The sequence below is a fragment of the Cupriavidus sp. F041 genome, assembly GCF_057814235.1.
This window is the reverse complement of record NZ_JBVASY010000001.1, coordinates 282,793-300,040: the sequence shown is the minus strand read 5'-3', so window position 1 is coordinate 300,040 and position 17,248 is coordinate 282,793. Positions and strand designations below refer to the sequence as shown.

Genomic DNA, 17,248 nt, shown 5'->3' with positions numbered 1-17,248 from the left:
CTGCTACGGCTGGCGCGCCGGGCTTCGCTGCCGGTCCTGGCCGCCAGCCGCGATGCTAGCGGAGCGCTTTCGATTTGCATAGCAATGTAGCTCCTTCCGCCACGTTCAGGCTGGCAGGCGAACGGTCCTGTGCGGCGCCCCACGCAAGGCGCGCCAGCGCCCTAACGTTTGGCCAGTGTTTGACCTATGCTCTAGCAATGCCGACATGGTTCATTTCAGCCAGGGGTTGCAGTCATGGCCAGGCGCGTGTCATCTGCGAGCGCAACAGGAGGCGGTGCCAGCACCGCTGGTACTGGTCTTTGCGCGCACGCTGTCCACTCCCATCCGTGCCGCCAGTGCTGTTGCTCGATTCTTGCGATGCTGCTGGCAGCCCTGGTGCAGGCCGAAGAGCGCCCCACGCCGGGCAACGCCGGCCTCGGCTGGAGCCAGCCTGAATCTGATCCGTACGCACAGGTTGCCAGCAATGCTCCGCCGTCGTCTGAGCAGGCTGCCGGCATCGCCTTGGCGCTGCCCCCGCAGATCGTCGGCAGCGACCTCCCGGATCCGCCTGCGCCGGCAGCGCGGCTCGCCGTGGAAGATACGCAGCCACCCCTGGTGGCGTCGATCAGCAAATGGACCTGGACCGGTGGGTCGCCTCCTCCGGGTGCGGACAATGACGCCCCCGGTCGCACGGCGGCCGTGCTCGATCCGATATATGCCGGACCGGCCAGCGGGCCGGGGCCAGCCAAACTTTCCCTGCACCTGGACGATGTCACATCTGCCACCGGCTTCGTCGGCAACCGGATGCAAAGCATGGCTGTCGCGCTGGATACCGTACTCCCGCGCAGTGGCGGCCTGACGATACAACCGCGCTTGCAGCTCGCCTATCAGCCTGGTCCCGATAAGAGTGCATCCGGCTTCCTGGCCGGGCAGCAGGCAGACGCAAGCGCCGCAGAAGTCGTCCTGCGGGTCTACCGCACACAGCCGAGTCGGCTTACCGGAGTCAACGGGGTGTATCCATTTGTCGAGGCCGACCTGTGGCAGGACCGCAAGCAGGTGATCAATATCAACGGCACACGCATCGATCCCGACATGCTGCGGGGACTTCTCTCTGTCAATCTCGGAGCGCACGGCAGCACTAACGGCGGCGTCAAGGTCTGGGTCAAGCTGAAAGCCGGCCACAATCCTGGCGGCACTCTGGGGGCACGCTATCGCTGGTAGGGGGGGAGTTGCGCGCGCTTGCGCTGCGCCGGAGTCAGCCGGTTCATCGCCGCATGAAGGGGCCCTTCACACCAAATCAAAGAAGGGGCTTGCATTTCTGCGCCGTTGCGCTAGAATGCCGTCTTCGCGTGCGGCTGTAGCTCAGTTGGATAGAGTACTTGGCTACGAACCAAGGGGTCGTGGGTTCGAATCCTGCCAGCCGCACCACCAATGACAAGGGTCAGCACGTTTGCGCGTGCTGACCCTTTTGTCTTGTGCGCCCAGCATGGGCGCACTCCTGCGGGTGTAAGTCCCGCCATAAGCTGGTCACGGCGAATGAAGTGAAGCGCAACCGCATGAGGGCGACCGAGTGTGGGGAGGAAGCGTGGAGCGTAAATCGCGAGCCGATGGACAAGAACTGCATAGAAGGCGCTGCCGAGCAGGGCGAGCGGGCAAGAAACCGCGAAGCTCTTGTGACCAAGGCGAAGTGGCGTAAATGCAGCGGCTGTGCGGTGAAGGAGTGCGTTCTTACCTGGGGAGGCCTCGCCTCATGCCTGAAAGGGCAACGACGTCGAGTCGGAGCGAGGAGTCAGCAGAGGCCAAAGTAGTTGGGCGGCGTGGCTGGGAAAGCTAAAGCTGCCGGCGAAGGGCCGAAGGAATGGGAGGGGGAGCCCTCTGGTTATCGGAAGTGAAGCGCCTCAGATGTTCGCGAGAGCGAAGCTCGTCGGTAGGGTGGATAGGGTGAAGCCCGACAGGCCCCGGCAGCGAGGAATCAGTTCCGCCGAACCGGACAAAGGCAAGCCTGGGCGTCGGGTCGGGAGCAACACAAGCCTGACGACCTCAACCATTCCAACCGCCTGGTGCGGACCCGCATGCCAGGTGGTGTGGGAGGGGACCGGTCAGATTACCTGACCGCCCCTATCCCGATTCTCGGGCGCCGGGATACACCCAGGGTACACCGAAGAACGGGCTGTCTTGTGCCAGGTTGAGGGCGGGCAGGTCGATGGTCAGTGCTTTCGATTCTTTGGCCTGACTAGCGCGGAGGCGGATTGAAGACGCCTTCCTTACTCTTGTTGCAGTTTCATGCGATTGTCAGCGGCTGCACCAGCCGCGCCGAACCCGTCAGCAAGCCAACTCCATACCGTCTCCTCCTCCATCCATGTCCTCCGAAATTGAAAAAGCCGCGGCCATTGTCTGGGTCAAGATCCAGATGGCGAAGCACGGACTCTCCTTGGCAGACCTGGAGGATGCTGGCTGTTTCCCGTTGCCGGAACCGGAACATAAGCCAGTGGCACGCTATCGCGACGCGGAGGGGCGAAGCTGGGACGGGCAGGGCGAGATGCCTTCCTGGTTGCTGCGGGCGGTCAGCGCGGGCCAGAGCCAGGAACATTTCCGGGTCGTCGGTTGACCGGGCACAATGTCGCCTTTCGCCCGTCCAAATGTTGGCACCGTCATTTCATGGGATGACGAAGAGTTGTTTTCCATTTTTTGGGATCCGCCCGTCGTACATCGCTCAGGTAAATCTCATGGTGCTTGCCGGTTAGGCCTGCATGCATGTCGATATATTCATGCAATCGTTCAATCGTCGGCCCTTCTTCAGCAAATGGTCCAATGTGCAGGACTTGCGCGCAGCGGCCCTCGGAAAAATTCTCCAGGCGTAGCTTGTCGATAGCGGGCAGTCTTTTCTTTCGCGATCAGCATTCGACTGCGTAACCACCACAGCCGCGCAAAGCCTAGGGTTGCACTACGGCTTGCCGCCACTGCAGGATAAAATCCCGGTAGTTCTGGTTGTTGAGATAGCCAATCAGGGCCGGCCCGACAGCGATCGGCCTCAGGCTGCCGCCAAGCCTTTGCCTGAGGCGGGTGGCCGTGAATTCGCCTTCGACGTCGTCGCGCAGCGCGTAGAGGTGTGCGCTGTTCGCAATCACGGCCTGGCCGCGCTTCGACAGCGTGTAGTCCACCCAGAGCTTCGCGGCGTTGGGATGTGCCGCCTTCTTGTTGATCACGATGATGCGTGACATGACCAGCGTGTAGTCCTTCGGGAACACATAGCCCAGCGATGGATTCTTCTGCGCCTGCGCCACCGTGTAGGCGCCCAGCAGGTTGTAGCCAACCAGCGCCTGGCCCGAGGCCACGCGCCTGGCCATGGCGTCGGTCGTCAGGTCGAGGCGGGCCGCGGCCTTGCCAAGGGCGCGGGCGACATCCCAGAATGCCGGCGATACAGCGACATCCTGCGTGGCAAGAAAGAAACCGAGTCCGGATTTTTCAATATCGTAGCTGACCACCTTTCCCTTGAAGCGGGTTGGGTCGCTGTTCAGAAGCCGCGCCAGGTCGGCATGTGTCTGCGGCACTTCGCCGGCCCGCAGCAGTTTCTTGTTGTAGGCGACGACGATCGGCTCGTAGGTGGTGGCGAAGGCCTGGTTCTTCCAGTTGGCCCATTCCGGGAAGTTCGCCTTTTCGGAGGAGTCGTAAGTCATGGTGTAGCCACTGCCGACCAGCGCGGCTTGCTGATCCATGGCTGAACTCCACAGCACGTCAGCGGATTCGCCGCCCAGCTGTGTCTCGGCGACAAAGCGGTGGTACAGCACGGTGCTGTTCAGGTCTTCATAGGTGATGTCGATACGCGGATACATGGCCCGGAAATCCGCAATCAGGAACTTGGCGATGCCGGCGTCCGTGGTCGAGTAAATCACCAGCCGGCCTTCGTCTTCAGCGGCCTTGACCGTCTGCGCGTACGCCGGTGCATAGCCTGGCGGAACGCTGCCCTTGGACGCATAGCCCATGAGCTCTGCAGGCTCTTGCGCCATGCCGAGCGAGCAGATAAGCCCGAACCCCAGTCCGATGAGGAATCTCATGCTTTGCCTTCCGCTTCGTCTCGTCCGCTGACTGGCACCAGCAGCAGGGGGGTGCGAGTCTTGCGCATGACTTCATGGGTTACCGAGCCGAACAGCAGGCCGGCCAGGACACCATCGCCATGTGAACCCATCAGGATCAAGTCAGCGGGCCCAAGGCGGGCCTCGTCGAGGATAAGCTGGGCCACGTCGTCCCCCTCGCACACAATGATCTCTGTGATCGGCCGCGGCGGGTTCTTGTCCGTACGCACGGCATAGAAGGCCGCGATCTGCGCTTCAATGTGCAGCTTCACCCGCTGCGCGCGATCATCGTGATACTTGTCGAGCGCGTCCTGCGGCACGTGGGAATCGATCTCGATCAGCGACTTCTCGCGCTGGTCCGGGATGACGGTGAGCACCTGCAGTCTTGCGCCCAACCGGTTGGCCAGGCCGATGGCGTAGGCCAACGCGTCTTCGCAGCCTTCGCTCAGGTCCGCGGCGTAGAGAATGGATCGGATCTCGTTGTGCATGGTGGGCTACCGTCAATGGGCATGGCCAACGATGGGGATGACCCCGAAGACAACGGTGGCCACCAACATGACCAGCGCCGCCGACAAGGCCCAGAGCAACGTGTAGCGCTGGTGGTCGCCGAATTCGACCTCGGCCAGGCCGACCAGCAAATAGGTCGATGCGACCAGTGGACTGAGCAGGTGCACCTGCTGGCCGATCAGCGATGCGCGCCCGATTTCGGCGGCGCCGATGCCATAGACGGCGGCCGCTTTGGCAAGGATAGGCAGGATGCCGAAGTAGAACGCGTCGTTCGAGATGAAAAAGGTAAACGGGACGCTCAGCACGCCGGTGACGATGGCCATGTAAGGGCCCATCCAGTCCGGCACGGCGCTGATCACGCTGGCCGCGATCGCGTCGACCATCTTGGTGCCCGACAGGATGCCCACGAAGATGCCGGCGGCGAAGATCAGCGACACCACGGGAACAATATTGGCGGCATGCGAGCTGAGCCTCTCCTTCTGGTCCTTGAGGCTGGGGTAGTTGATCATCAGCGCCAGCGCGGAGGCCACCATGAACAGTACCTGCAACGGCATGGTGCCGAGAATCAGCAGCACCATGAGTCCCAGGGTCAGCAGGAAATTGACCCAAAGGAGCCTGGGCCTGGCGATGTCGGGGTCCCCCGCTGTCACCTGCGGTTGCGCGGCGGAAGCGGGATCCGCGGAGCCTGCCGCAATGGCGCCGAGCCGCTTGCGCTCGCGGCGCCCCAGCAGGACGGCGACGAACAAGCCCCAGCCCCCGGTGACGATCATCGGCAGGATCATCGGTACGAAGATCAGGCCCACGTCCACGCCAAGCGCGCTCGCCGCGCGCGCGGTGGGACCGCCCCAGGGCAGGATGTTCATCAGCCCGCCAGCCATCATGATCACGCACGCTAACACGAGGCGGCTGATGCCGAGCCGCTTGTAGAGCGGGAGCATGGCGGCGCAGGTGATCATGTAGGTGGTGGAGCCATCGCCGTCAAGCGAGACGCACACCGCCAGCACGAAGGTGCCGACGATGATCTTCATCGGGTCCCCGCCCACCATTCTCAGGATCACGCGCACCGCCGGGTCGAACAAGCCGGCGTCGATCATCACGCCGAAATACAGGATGGCAAACATCAGCATCACGCCCGTCGGCGCGAGCTTCTTGATGCCATCCAGCATCATCGCCCCCAGTTCCATGCCAAAGCCACCGATCAGCCCGAACGCGATCGGCACCAGGATCAGTGCGACCATGGCCGAAAGGCGCTTTGTCATGATCAGCGCCATGAAAACGACCACCATTGAATAAGCGAGCAGGGTCAGCATGTCGTGTATTTCCGCTCTCTCAGGCTACGAACCGGCACTGGGAAGCGGGTGTGCGCGTGTCCATATTGCGGCCCCGGTTCAGGTGGTCGTCGATCTCGGCGGCGCTGCCAAGCATGCGCGGGTAGAGGAAGATCGTGAAGGCGGTCGTCTCCAGCGCGCTTTCCGCGTACTGTCCGCTCCATGGCCCCGGCATGGACGACGGCACGCGTGAGCTTACTCTTCCAGCGGCCGACCACGCAGGCCACCACCGGTTTGGTAACGCTGGCATCGCGTTCGTAGTAGCCGCCTGGCTCGCAATACAGTACCGCAGCCTTGCTACGGTCGTCGTTGGCCAGCGCGAAGGCAAATTCGCGGGCGGCGTAGTGAATATAGACATCCTTGCCGCTAGAGATCAACGTGGTCGTGCCCCAGCCGGCCATGCGCAGGTACTGCGCCATGGTGGTGGTGAAGCCGCCCGAGTTCGACAGGATCGCGATCGAGCCTTTGCGCAAGGTGTCGGCCGGCGCGTCCCCGCCCAGCGCGCCGGACTCACCTCCTATCATGTTGAGCACGCACACGCGGTCCTCGCGCGTGGCCATTTCCGACAAGGATTGAATACCGACGAAATACTTGAAATCCCCCACACCTTTGGCGCGCATGGTTGTCTCCTGTACAGTGACTTCAGGCGGTCACATTCAAATTGGCCGCGACTTGTGCGCGGCCACCGGTTTTCATCCAGGCGTCTACCTTACGAGCATAGTCCACCACCTCGCTCATCGCCGAGTCGAATCCAAAGCTCACGTAGGGCAGGCCGAGCGATTCGCAGGTAGCGCGCAACACGGCCATGCCGTGGACCAGGTTCGGTCCCCCGCGTCCGACCTCCACGTAGAGCGGCGTTGCGCCGTACTTGCCGAAATGCTCCCGCAGTGCGTCAGCCTTGGCGCGGAAGGTCTCGAAGATATCGGTGTTGTTGGACTTGCCACCGATGATGAACAGCACTTTGCCCTGCTTGAGCCAATGATTGAAGCAGATGCTGGCGACAGGCTTCATCTTCTCGTACGGCGGGTTCCCGCCGAAGTCGGAAGAGATAATGGCATCGTCTCCCAGCATTTGCGTCACCAGGGAATTCGCGCCGCCTCCGAAGGTCGGCGCCAGGATGGTTCCCTTGTCGTTGATGATGTACACGTCGCTTTGCCCCTGATAGGTACGGAACTGGTTGATCTCTTGCTCGAAGGGCGACATGTCGACAGCAAACAGATGAGGCGGCAGGTCCAGGCGCTGCCAGCGCGGATAGACTTCCCGCATGCAGCTGGCTGCAGGGCAGGGCGCCTTTGAGGGGGGGGCGGGTGCTGAGTGCGGGGGCATCGCCTTTGCCAGGTATGGCTGATGCGCACTATGCGATGCGCGCAGGCGTCACCAGAAAGGGCACGGAAGTGCTTTGCGATGGGTGATCGAAGCGGCTCCTGCAATTTTTTCCAGAAAGGGCTTGTCAGGCAGGCGCCGACGCTTTAGTATTCGCCCCCTCGCAACACAAACACCGCGCTGCAAAGCAGGCGGGGCAAGGGTTGCAGGGTTTGCTGGAAGGGTGGGCGGCGCAAAAAAGCGAGGCTTGCCGAAGCAAAAAAAGATTAAAAGTGTTTGACGAAACGTAGAAAGTTCTTCATAATCTCGTTTCTCTGCTGCAGCAAACGCAGCGACGCGGTAAGCAAAGCGAACCGCGGTTAGTTCTTTAACAAACAAACAAACAACCGATAAGTGTGGGCGCTTGATAGCGGATGCGGAAGACTTCGGTCTTTTAGCTTACAAGTTATAAAGTGCTCGCACAGTAAAACATGTTGGTTATGTCCGGGGTGCAAATCGCGGATGTAACCAGTCAGTTTTCTGAGAGTGAGCGACCGCTCGAAAGAGCGAGGTTTCAGCAGGCAACTGCGCGGAACCACACAGGTATTAAACTGAAGAGTTTGATCCTGGCTCAGATTGAACGCTGGCGGCATGCCTTACACATGCAAGTCGAACGGCAGCACGGGAGCAATCCTGGTGGCGAGTGGCGAACGGGTGAGTAATACATCGGAACGTGCCCTGTCGTGGGGGATAACTAGTCGAAAGATTAGCTAATACCGCATACGACCTGAGGGTGAAAGCGGGGGACCGCAAGGCCTCGCGCGATAGGAGCGGCCGATGTCTGATTAGCTAGTTGGTGGGGTAAAGGCCCACCAAGGCGACGATCAGTAGCTGGTCTGAGAGGACGATCAGCCACACTGGGACTGAGACACGGCCCAGACTCCTACGGGAGGCAGCAGTGGGGAATTTTGGACAATGGGGGCAACCCTGATCCAGCAATGCCGCGTGTGTGAAGAAGGCCTTCGGGTTGTAAAGCACTTTTGTCCGGAAAGAAATCCCTTGCTCTAATACAGCGGGGGGATGACGGTACCGGAAGAATAAGCACCGGCTAACTACGTGCCAGCAGCCGCGGTAATACGTAGGGTGCGAGCGTTAATCGGAATTACTGGGCGTAAAGCGTGCGCAGGCGGTTTTGTAAGACAGGCGTGAAATCCCCGAGCTCAACTTGGGAATGGCGCTTGTGACTGCAAGGCTAGAGTATGTCAGAGGGGGGTAGAATTCCACGTGTAGCAGTGAAATGCGTAGAGATGTGGAGGAATACCGATGGCGAAGGCAGCCCCCTGGGACGTCACTGACGCTCATGCACGAAAGCGTGGGGAGCAAACAGGATTAGATACCCTGGTAGTCCACGCCCTAAACGATGTCAACTAGTTGTTGGGGATTCATTTCTTCAGTAACGTAGCTAACGCGTGAAGTTGACCGCCTGGGGAGTACGGTCGCAAGATTAAAACTCAAAGGAATTGACGGGGACCCGCACAAGCGGTGGATGATGTGGATTAATTCGATGCAACGCGAAAAACCTTACCTACCCTTGACATGCCACTAACGAAGCAGAGATGCATCAGGTGCCCGAAAGGGAAAGTGGACACAGGTGCTGCATGGCTGTCGTCAGCTCGTGTCGTGAGATGTTGGGTTAAGTCCCGCAACGAGCGCAACCCTTGTCTTTAGTTGCTACGCAAGAGCACTCTAGAGAGACTGCCGGTGACAAACCGGAGGAAGGTGGGGATGACGTCAAGTCCTCATGGCCCTTATGGGTAGGGCTTCACACGTCATACAATGGTGCGTACAGAGGGTTGCCAACCCGCGAGGGGGAGCCAATCCCAGAAAACGCATCGTAGTCCGGATCGTAGTCTGCAACTCGACTACGTGAAGCTGGAATCGCTAGTAATCGCGGATCAGCATGCCGCGGTGAATACGTTCCCGGGTCTTGTACACACCGCCCGTCACACCATGGGAGTGGGTTTTGCCAGAAGTAGTTAGCCTAACCGCAAGGAGGGCGATTACCACGGCAGGGTTCATGACTGGGGTGAAGTCGTAACAAGGTAGCCGTATCGGAAGGTGCGGCTGGATCACCTCCTTTCAAGAGCGTGCATCTAAAGTCGAGCGTTCACACTTATCGGTTTGTTTGCTGTTACAGCCAAGGGTCTGTAGCTCAGGTGGTTAGAGCACCGTCTTGATAAGGCGGGGGTCGTAGGTTCAAGTCCTACCAGACCCACCAAGTTACGGATGGTGGTTCGACGCTGAACCTCCGGACAGAAGTACATGGGGGATTAGCTCAGCTGGGAGAGCACCTGCTTTGCAAGCAGGGGGTCGTCGGTTCGATCCCGTCATCCTCCACCATTTACCGCGCACTTCGGTGTGCACCTTGGATTGGTCGTCAAAGGCAAGCGCTTAGGATTGAGCGTTTGCCTTTGGCCTTGGCCAAGACGTTGCGAGACCAAGTTTCGCACGGCTGTTCTTTAACAATATGGGATGTAGTAAAGGTGTCGTGAGCGTTGATGAGACGCTGAAGTAACACACGATACCGGGTTGTGATTGTATCAACCAAAATGTATTTAAGTGATCGAAAGATGACTTGGAATACGGCACAAATGCGAGAACTCATCCTGTAGCGAGCACGGCTTGAACGCAAGTTTGAGACACACTCGTTATAGGGTCAAGCGAACAAGTGCATGTGGTGGATGCCTTGGCGATCACAGGCGATGAAGGACGCGGTAGCCTGCGAAAAGCTTCGGGGAGCTGGCAAACAAGCTTTGATCCGGAGATGTCCGAATGGGGAAACCCGGCCCGAATGGGTCATCCCTGACTGAATACATAGGTCAGGGAAGCGAACGCGGCGAACTGAAACATCTAAGTAGCTGCAGGAACAGAAATCAACCGAGATTCCCAAAGTAGTGGCGAACGAAATGGGAAGAGCCTTGTACTCTTTAGCAGTGTTGTTAGCAGAACGGGATGGAAAGCCCGGCCATAGCAGGTGATAGCCCTGTATGCGAAAACAGCGTTGTGGAACTAGGTGTACGACAAGTAGGGCGGGACACGTGAAATCCTGTCTGAAGATGGGGGGACCATCCTCCAAGGCTAAATACTCGTGATCGACCGATAGTGAACCAGTACCGTGAGGGAAAGGCGAAAAGAACCCCGGGAGGGGAGTGAAATAGATCCTGAAACCGCATGCATACAAACAGTCGGAGCCTGGAAACGGGTGACGGCGTACCTTTTGTATAATGGGTCAGCGACTTACATTCAGTGGCAAGCTTAACCGATTAGGGAAGGCGTAGCGAAAGCGAGTCCGAATAGGGCGTTCAGTCGCTGGGTGTAGACCCGAAACCAGACGATCTATCCATGGCCAGGTTGAAGGTGCGGTAACACGTACTGGAGGACCGAACCCACTAACGTTGAAAAGTTAGGGGATGAGCTGTGGATAGGGGTGAAAGGCTAAACAAGTCTGGAAATAGCTGGTTCTCTCCGAAAACTATTTAGGTAGTGCCTCGTGTCTCACCTTCGGGGGTAGAGCACTGTCATGGTTGGGGGGTCTATTGCTGATTACCCCGCCATAGCAAACTCCGAATACCGAAGAGTGCAATCACGGGAGACAGACATCGGGTGCTAACGTCCGGTGTCAAGAGGGAAACAACCCAGACCGCCAGCTAAGGTCCCTAAGATTGGCTAAGTGGGAAACGAAGTGGGAAGGCTAAAACAGTCAGGAGGTTGGCTTAGAAGCAGCCACCCTTTAAAGAAAGCGTAATAGCTCACTGATCGAGTCGTCCTGCGCGGAAGATGTAACGGGGCTAAGCCAGTCACCGAAGCTGCGGATGCACGTAAGTGCATGGTAGGAGAGCGTTCTGTAAGCCTGTGAAGGTGTCTTGTAAAGGATGCTGGAGGTATCAGAAGTGCGAATGCTGACATGAGTAGCGATAAAGGGGGTGAAAAGCCCCCTCGCCGTAAGCCCAAGGTTTCCTACGCAACGTTCATCGGCGTAGGGTGAGTCGGCCCCTAAGGCGAGGCAGAGATGCGTAGCTGATGGGAAGCAGGTTAATATTCCTGCACCGTCGTATGATGCGATGGGGGGACGGATCGCGGAAGGTTGTCCGGGTGTTGGAAGTCCCGGTCCCTGTATTGGAGAAGGCGCTTAGGCAAATCCGGGCGCGGAATTCAAGGATATGGGGCGAGCGGCCTAGTGCTGCGAAGCAATTGGAAGTGGTTCCAAGAAAAGCCTCTAAGCTTCAGTCATACGAGACCGTACCGCAAACCGACACAGGTGGGCGAGATGAGTATTCTAAGGCGCTTGAGAGAACTCGGGAGAAGGAACTCGGCAAATTGGTACCGTAACTTCGGGATAAGGTACGCCCTTGTAGCTTGACTGGCCTGCGCCAGGAGGGTGAAGGGGTTGCAATAAAATGGTGGCTGCGACTGTTTAATAAAAACACAGCACTCTGCAAACACGAAAGTGGACGTATAGGGTGTGACGCCTGCCCGGTGCCGGAAGATTAAATGATGGGGTGCAAGCTCTTGATTGAAGTCCCGGTAAACGGCGGCCGTAACTATAACGGTCCTAAGGTAGCGAAATTCCTTGTCGGGTAAGTTCCGACCTGCACGAATGGCGTAACGATGGCCACACTGTCTCCTCCCGAGACTCAGCGAAGTTGAAGTGTTTGTGATGATGCAATCTCCCCGCGGCTAGACGGAAAGACCCCATGAACCTTTACTGTAGCTTTGCATTGGACTTTGAACCGATCTGTGTAGGATAGGTGGGAGGCTTTGAAGCGTGGACGCTAGTCTGCGTGGAGCCGACCTTGAAATACCACCCTGGTTTGTTTGAGGTTCTAACCTTGGCCCGTGAATCCGGGTCGGGGACAGTGCATGGTAGGCAGTTTGACTGGGGCGGTCTCCTCCCAAAGTGTAACGGAGGAGTTCGAAGGTACGCTTGGTACGGTCGGACATCGTACCTAAAGTGCAATGGCAAAAGCGTGCTTAACTGCGAGACCGACAAGTCGAGCAGGTGCGAAAGCAGGACATAGTGATCCGGTGGTTCTGAATGGAAGGGCCATCGCTCAACGGATAAAAGGTACTCTGGGGATAACAGGCTGATACCGCCCAAGAGTTCATATCGACGGCGGTGTTTGGCACCTCGATGTCGGCTCATCTCATCCTGGGGCTGTAGCCGGTCCCAAGGGTATGGCTGTTCGCCATTTAAAGAGGTACGTGAGCTGGGTTTAAAACGTCGTGAGACAGTTTGGTCCCTATCTGCCGTGGGCGTTGGAATCTTGACGGGGGCTGCTCCTAGTACGAGAGGACCGGAGTGGACGTACCGCTGGTGTACCTGTTGTCTCGCCAGAGGCATCGCAGGGTAGCTATGTACGGAAGAGATAACCGCTGAAAGCATCTAAGCGGGAAACTCGCCTGAAGATGAGGATTCCCTGGAGCCTTGAGCTCCTTGAAGGGTCGTTCGAGACCAGGACGTTGATAGGCTGGGTGTGGAAGCGCAGTAATGCGTTAAGCTAACCAGTACTAATTGCCCGTAAGGCTTGATCCTATAACCAGTGTGTTTCTGCTGGTTGAGTATCGCGTGCCGCTGCAGCAGTAACAAGCAGCTTGGCCGATACGCACAACCTCTACTACATCCCTATTCGCTGCGTTGACTCAACCTCAACGCGGCCACCGTTTATGCCTGGTGACCATAGCGAGTTGGAACCACCCCTTCCCATCCCGAACAGGACCGTGAAACGACTCTACGCCGATGATAGTGCGGATACCCGTGTGAAAGTAGGTAATCGCCAGGCTCTCCCTTGAAACCCCCCAGTACGAAAGTACTGGGGGGTTTTGCTTTTGCGGCGGCGATTTTGTCATCCGTCGCGATCACGGCTGATCGGCGAAAGTCGGCTGCGTCATGTCTTTGACATCAAAACAGCCTACCTTGCACGGTGTTGAACCTAACCCATGGAGACCAGCATGAACTTCACCCCGGAACAAGTCGCGGCTGTCCATAAAGCCAATGTGGAAACGCTGTTCGGCCTGACCACCAAAGCCTTCGAAGGCATTGAGAAGCTGGTCGAACTGAACCTGCAAGTGGTCAAGACAACTTTCGCCGAAAACGTGGATAACGCCAGGAAGGCGCTCGCCGCGAAGGATGCCCAGGAGATCTTGGCCATCCATGCCTCGTTAGTCCAGCCGATTGCCGAAAAGGCCCTGGCGTATAGCCGCCATGTGTACGACATCGCCTCGCAGACCCAGTCAGAGTTCACCAAGGTCGCCGAAGTCCAACTGGCTGAAAACTCGAAGAAGATCCAGGCACTCGTCGAGAGCTTGGCCAAGAATGCGCCTGCCGGCGCCGAGTCGACCGTGGCCATCGTAAAGTCCGCGATCAGCGCCGCAAACAACGCCTACGAGTCAGTGCAGAAGGCAACCAAGCAGGCCGTTGAAACTGCTGAAAGCACTTTCCAGGCAGCAGCCGTCGCCACTAGCAAGGCCGCCGAGCAAGAAGGCGCCACCGCTGGCGCGGCAGCCAAGAAGTCGACCGCTGCTTGATCTGCTGATCAGGCAGTTGGAAAGCGACCGGCCTCCGGCCGGTTCGCCTGCACAACGCCTGTGACACCGGGCTGTCCGGGCGCCGCGTGCTAGCATCCACCGAAATGGAAATGGAGCTAGGACGCAGATGGAAAGCGGCACCACGGAATACAAAGGCTATGTCGTCCACGTCTACTGCAAGACGATCAAGGAAGGATTGCACATTGCGTCGTGCGCGATCTGGGAGGATGGGGCGGTCGTGCAGGATGCCAGGTCGATTGGCCGCAATCATGCCTCGCCCGCCGACGCGAAGGTGGCGGCCTATGAATGGGCGAAGCTGTGGATAGACGGCAATAGCTGAGCACTTTTGGAGATATTTTCCAGGCGAGTGTGGAGCAGGTGCGACGTACATGTAGCTCACGTGAGGCCAGTTGTCCTTCACTTGCCACATGGATCAGACGCCGCTTGCTTACGCAAATGGCCGCTTGCCATAGCACTTTCCAGTTCTTTTTGTATTAGGGGTATCCAGATGCTCTTAATCCGCGTATATTCTCTATCGCGGGGTGGAGCAGTTGGCAGCTCGTCGGGCTCATAACCCGAAGGTCGCAGGTTCAAGTCCTGCCCCCGCAACCAACACCAAAAGCCCGTCCGGTTCACTCCGCACGGGCTTTTTGCTTGGCCTGCCGCCGCATGCGCGCTAGGCGAAATCACCTGGGGGGTCGTCCGGGATGGTCCACTTTTCAGGCTTTTTTTCGCTGGCCGGGGCGCTCTTCGGCAATTGCGAAGGCGGGTGGGGTGTCATCTGCGACAGGAGTTGTACTGACGATACATCGACGGTTTCCTCATCGCCGTCTTCAGACCAATACCTGAGCGTCACTGTCATGTTCCTCTCCGGTAAGTGACTCAAGGAATCCCGGATGCCGTCATGGCGCAGGCGGGGCAAGCTTTCACCTTAGACCGAATTCGCTTTCCTGCATGTCGTCAATGGCGATGGCCATGGTGGAGATCGCCATGCCGCCCTCCGCAGAGATGGCGTCATGGGTGTCGTCAATCCTGCGCAGCCTGAATATTCAGTAGTGCCGTCCCCGTTTTCGTCATGTATGGCGAGAACAGGCTCATCACCTGTGACGCACCCCAACTGATGTGTTCGCGCTTGATGGAATCAATTCCATGACGGGACCGGAGATAGTCGATCCAATAGGTAGACACGATCCAGGTGTTGACGACCAGCTGGTCAAGTTGCTCGGGCGTGGCACGCAACAGTCCAGCGGATTCCATGCAGCCGAACACGCGCCGGACATGCTGCTGCCCGTCGTTGGCCAGCAACTCGCTGCGCGATCGCAATGCCGGTGCAAGGCCACGGATGGACGCCGCGTCGCGATAAAAGAAGCGCCACTCCCACATCAGGCTGAACCAGCCGCTCAGGTAGCTTGCAAAACGGCCAGGGTCATCGCCCTGCGCCAGATCCGCTACCGAGGTCTCACGTAGCGCCCGCTCGAAATCGTCGAAGAGTGCCTCGAGAATTTGCTCCTTCCGGTGGAAGTGGTAGTAGAGGTTGCCCTCCTGGATGCCAACTGACGACGCGATTTCCGCAGTGGTCACCACGACCGGGCCGCGCTCGTTGAACAGGCTCAGGCAGGCATCCAGAATGCGCTCGCGCGTCTTGGGACGCCGGGCCGGCGCACCTTCCACCGTCATGGCCGGCCACTCCTGTCATGTTTCGTCATCTGCATGTTTGCTTCGCTGGGTCTTAGGGGTAAGCCCTAGATCTGGCAATCCCGGTTGATTAATTAGGGTGAACACCCTAGTCTAGTCTGAAGGCAACACAAACGCACCTTGATAATTCGGCGCGGCAAGCGTCCGGCCCGGTTTGGTCAACAGGAGACTATCGATGCTATCAGGCAACGCGGAACATCCGCATTCCCAGGCCCATGCCGGCACGTTGGCCGAAGCGTTGAAGGCGGGGCACGCCGCAAATGAAGGCGCGGCGCAACACGTCGATGTGCTGGTCGTCGGGGCGGGGCTTTCCGGTATTTGCGCTGGTTACCACCTGCAAACCAGTTGCCCCGGCAAGAGCTTCGCCATCCTGGAAGGGCGCGAGGCAATCGGCGGTACCTGGGACCTCTTTCGCTATCCCGGCGTGCGCTCGGACTCGGACATGTATACGCTCGGCTTCAGTTTCCGCCCCTGGCGCAGTGAAAAGTCGATTGCCGATGGCGACTCCATCCTGGCGTACATCCGGGGTACGGCCAGGGAATTCGGCATCGAGCGGCATATCCGCTTTGGCCACCGCGCCACGCAGGCGTCGTGGTCGACCGAGACCGCACGATGGACAGTCGAGGCAACGGCCGGTCCGCAAGGCACGCCGGTCCGTTTTACCTGCGGCTTTCTTTACCTGTGCAGTGGCTACTACGATTACGCCGATGGCTATATGCCAGGCTGGCCTGGCATGGAGCGCTTCGGCGGCAAGATCGTGCATCCGCAGCACTGGCCGTCTGACCTGGCGTATGACGGCAAGCGCGTGGTCGTGATCGGCAGCGGCGCGACCGCCGTCACGCTGCTGCCGGCGATGGCGGAGCGCGCGGCCCATGTGACCATGCTGCAGCGTTCGCCAACCTACATCGTGGCACGGCCGTCGAGCGATGCCGTTTCCGCATGGTTGCAGCGGCGTTTGCCGGCGGGGATGGCCCATCGTGTCACGCGCTGGAAAAACGTCCTGCTGGGCATGTATTTCTACAATCTGTCGCGCAAGAAGCCGGATCTGATCAAGCAGAAAATCCTCAGGGGCGTGCGCGCGCAGCTCGGCCCGGACTACGATGTCGACAAGCATTTCACGCCGTCCTATAAGCCGTGGGACCAGCGGCTCTGCCTTGTGCCGGACTCCGATCTCTTCAAATCCATTCGCTCCGGCAAGGCGTCGGTAGTCACCGACCAGATCGAAGCGTTCACCGAGACCGGACTGCAGTTGCGCTCAGGCGAGCGGCTCGATGCGGATGTCATCGTGACGGCCACCGGACTTCAACTGAAGGTGGCGGGCGGGATGAAGATCGAGGTGGACGGAACCCCGATGAACCCGGCGCAGGCCTTTATGTACAAGGGCATGATGTACAGCGACATGCCAAACCTGGCGGTCGCCATGGGCTATGTGAACGCCTCCTGGACCCTGAAGGCGGAATTGTCGTCGACTTACGTGTGCCGCCTGCTCAATCATATGGACGCGCATGGCCATGCGTGGTGCGCACCGCGCCGCACGGATCCCTCTGCCGGTGAGGAGTCTTCGTTGTCGCTGAGTTCCGGCTATGTCCGGCGTGCCAGCAACATTCTGCCCAAGCAGGGTTCCAGGCGGCCCTGGAAGGTCCACCAGAACTACCTGTTCGACCTGATGGCCCTGAAGTTCGGCAGGGTCGTGGACAGCGAGATGGCGTTCGGCCGCGCCGGCCCGGCGGTGGCTGCCGGCATGACCGCTGATTCCGTTAACAGTTGAAAGGATAGACG

At 58.9% G+C, this 17,248-nt stretch carries 12 protein-coding genes, 4 tRNA genes, 3 rRNA genes and 2 pseudogenes; 12 read left to right on the top strand and 9 right to left on the bottom strand.

What is annotated here, in order from left to right:
* The first annotated feature begins 357 nt into the window (after positions 1 to 357).
* From ACZY0R_RS01375 to ACZY0R_RS01365, 3 genes are all read left to right on the top strand, one after another.
* Entirely contained in the window at positions 358 to 1,200 is an 843-nt protein-coding gene (locus ACZY0R_RS01375; RefSeq protein WP_488856792.1) for a hypothetical protein, read from the top strand.
* Positions 1,201 to 1,330: 130 nt separating this feature from the next.
* Positions 1,331 to 1,407, top strand: a tRNA-Arg gene (locus tag ACZY0R_RS01370).
* 931 nt (positions 1,408 to 2,338) lie between these two features.
* Entirely contained in the window at positions 2,339 to 2,587 is a 249-nt protein-coding gene (locus ACZY0R_RS01365) for an H-NS family nucleoid-associated regulatory protein (RefSeq protein WP_488856791.1), read from the top strand.
* 43 nt (positions 2,588 to 2,630) lie between these two features.
* Here the strand turns inward: ACZY0R_RS01365 and ACZY0R_RS01360 are convergent, their stop codons facing one another.
* The 7 genes and pseudogenes from ACZY0R_RS01360 to ACZY0R_RS01330 form a co-directional block, all read right to left on the bottom strand.
* Positions 2,631 to 2,834: a GyrI-like domain-containing protein gene (locus tag ACZY0R_RS01360; RefSeq protein WP_488859466.1), complete on the bottom strand. Its 204-nt coding sequence runs from the start codon at positions 2,832 to 2,834 to the stop codon at positions 2,631 to 2,633.
* A gap of 78 nt (positions 2,835 to 2,912) precedes the next feature.
* Complete coding sequence (locus ACZY0R_RS01355) at positions 2,913 to 4,034, bottom strand: ABC transporter substrate-binding protein (protein WP_488856790.1); 1,122 nt, start codon at positions 4,032 to 4,034, stop codon at positions 2,913 to 2,915.
* Entirely contained in the window at positions 4,031 to 4,540 is a 510-nt protein-coding gene (locus tag ACZY0R_RS01350) for a universal stress protein (protein ID WP_488856789.1), read from the bottom strand. The genes ACZY0R_RS01355 and ACZY0R_RS01350 overlap by 4 nt, the downstream gene beginning before the upstream one ends.
* Positions 4,541 to 4,552: 12 nt before the next feature.
* The gene (locus tag ACZY0R_RS01345; RefSeq protein ID WP_488856788.1) at positions 4,553 to 5,869 is read right to left on the bottom strand and encodes a CitMHS family transporter; all 1,317 of its coding nucleotides are present in this window, start codon (positions 5,867 to 5,869) and stop codon (positions 4,553 to 4,555) included.
* 179 nt (positions 5,870 to 6,048) lie between these two features.
* Positions 6,049 to 6,507: pseudogene (locus tag ACZY0R_RS01340) on the bottom strand (CoA-binding protein); the annotation flags it as partial.
* Positions 6,508 to 6,529: 22 nt separating this feature from the next.
* A pseudogene (locus tag ACZY0R_RS01335) lies at positions 6,530 to 7,138 on the bottom strand (ATP citrate lyase citrate-binding domain-containing protein); the annotation flags it as partial.
* A 123-nt stretch (positions 7,139 to 7,261) separates the two neighbouring features.
* Positions 7,262 to 7,588, bottom strand: a complete 327-nt coding sequence (locus ACZY0R_RS01330) for a hypothetical protein (protein ID WP_488856787.1) — start codon at positions 7,586 to 7,588, stop codon at positions 7,262 to 7,264.
* Positions 7,589 to 7,797: 209 nt separating this feature from the next.
* On the opposite strand from ACZY0R_RS01330, the gene ACZY0R_RS01325 reads away from it, so the two are divergent.
* The 8 genes from ACZY0R_RS01325 (at position 7,798) to ACZY0R_RS01290 (ending at position 14,386) form a co-directional block, all read left to right on the top strand.
* A 16S ribosomal RNA gene (locus ACZY0R_RS01325) occupies positions 7,798 to 9,329 on the top strand.
* 61 nt (positions 9,330 to 9,390) lie between these two features.
* Positions 9,391 to 9,467: transfer RNA gene (locus tag ACZY0R_RS01320), tRNA-Ile, on the top strand.
* A 46-nt stretch (positions 9,468 to 9,513) separates the two neighbouring features.
* Positions 9,514 to 9,589, top strand: a tRNA-Ala gene (locus tag ACZY0R_RS01315).
* Positions 9,590 to 9,903: 314 nt separating this feature from the next.
* A 23S ribosomal RNA gene (locus ACZY0R_RS01310) occupies positions 9,904 to 12,782 on the top strand.
* A gap of 134 nt (positions 12,783 to 12,916) precedes the next feature.
* A 5S ribosomal RNA gene (gene rrf, locus ACZY0R_RS01305) occupies positions 12,917 to 13,029 on the top strand.
* The 16S, 23S and 5S rRNA genes sit together here with 2 tRNA genes alongside, the layout of an rRNA operon.
* 169 nt (positions 13,030 to 13,198) lie before the next feature.
* On the top strand, positions 13,199 to 13,774 hold the full coding sequence (locus ACZY0R_RS01300) for a phasin family protein (protein WP_488856786.1): 576 nt from the start codon (positions 13,199 to 13,201) through the stop codon (positions 13,772 to 13,774).
* A 127-nt stretch (positions 13,775 to 13,901) separates the two neighbouring features.
* Entirely contained in the window at positions 13,902 to 14,114 is a 213-nt protein-coding gene (locus ACZY0R_RS01295) for a DUF6566 family protein (RefSeq protein ID WP_488856785.1), read from the top strand.
* Between the two features lie 196 nt (positions 14,115 to 14,310).
* Positions 14,311 to 14,386: transfer RNA gene (locus ACZY0R_RS01290), tRNA-Met, on the top strand.
* Positions 14,387 to 14,450: 64 nt separating this feature from the next.
* On the opposite strand, the gene ACZY0R_RS01285 is transcribed toward ACZY0R_RS01290, so the two are convergent.
* Positions 14,451 to 14,636, bottom strand: a complete 186-nt coding sequence (locus tag ACZY0R_RS01285; RefSeq protein WP_156177290.1) for a hypothetical protein — start codon at positions 14,634 to 14,636, stop codon at positions 14,451 to 14,453.
* A gap of 164 nt (positions 14,637 to 14,800) precedes the next feature.
* Positions 14,801 to 15,451 carry a TetR/AcrR family transcriptional regulator gene (locus ACZY0R_RS01280; RefSeq protein ID WP_045240808.1) on the bottom strand — a complete coding sequence of 217 codons (651 nt, stop codon included), beginning with the start codon at positions 15,449 to 15,451 and terminating at the stop codon, positions 14,801 to 14,803.
* Between the two features lie 193 nt (positions 15,452 to 15,644).
* Between ACZY0R_RS01280 and ACZY0R_RS01275 the strand changes: the two genes are divergently transcribed.
* Complete coding sequence (locus ACZY0R_RS01275; protein ID WP_488856784.1) at positions 15,645 to 17,237, top strand: flavin-containing monooxygenase; 1,593 nt, start codon at positions 15,645 to 15,647, stop codon at positions 17,235 to 17,237.
* The last annotated feature ends 11 nt before the right edge of the window (positions 17,238 to 17,248 follow it).

Excerpts from the sequence above, each read along its gene's own strand:
- ACZY0R_RS01295 (WP_488856785.1), top strand. The coding sequence starts at position 13,902 with ATGGAAAGCGGCACCACGGAATACAAAGGCTATGTCGTCCACGTCTAC.
- ACZY0R_RS01350 (WP_488856789.1), bottom strand. The coding sequence starts at position 4,540 with ATGCACAACGAGATCCGATCCATTCTCTACGCCGCGGACCTGAGCGAA.
- ACZY0R_RS01280 (WP_045240808.1), bottom strand. The coding sequence starts at position 15,451 with ATGACGGTGGAAGGTGCGCCGGCCCGGCGTCCCAAGACGCGCGAGCGC.
- ACZY0R_RS01300 (WP_488856786.1), top strand. The coding sequence starts at position 13,199 with ATGAACTTCACCCCGGAACAAGTCGCGGCTGTCCATAAAGCCAATGTG.
- ACZY0R_RS01345 (WP_488856788.1), bottom strand. The coding sequence starts at position 5,869 with ATGCTGACCCTGCTCGCTTATTCAATGGTGGTCGTTTTCATGGCGCTG.
- ACZY0R_RS01355 (WP_488856790.1), bottom strand. The coding sequence starts at position 4,034 with ATGAGATTCCTCATCGGACTGGGGTTCGGGCTTATCTGCTCGCTCGGC.
- ACZY0R_RS01365 (WP_488856791.1), top strand. The coding sequence starts at position 2,339 with ATGTCCTCCGAAATTGAAAAAGCCGCGGCCATTGTCTGGGTCAAGATC.
- ACZY0R_RS01285 (WP_156177290.1), bottom strand. The coding sequence starts at position 14,636 with ATGACAGTGACGCTCAGGTATTGGTCTGAAGACGGCGATGAGGAAACC.
- ACZY0R_RS01375 (WP_488856792.1), top strand. The coding sequence starts at position 358 with ATGCTGCTGGCAGCCCTGGTGCAGGCCGAAGAGCGCCCCACGCCGGGC.
- ACZY0R_RS01275 (WP_488856784.1), top strand. The coding sequence starts at position 15,645 with ATGCTATCAGGCAACGCGGAACATCCGCATTCCCAGGCCCATGCCGGC.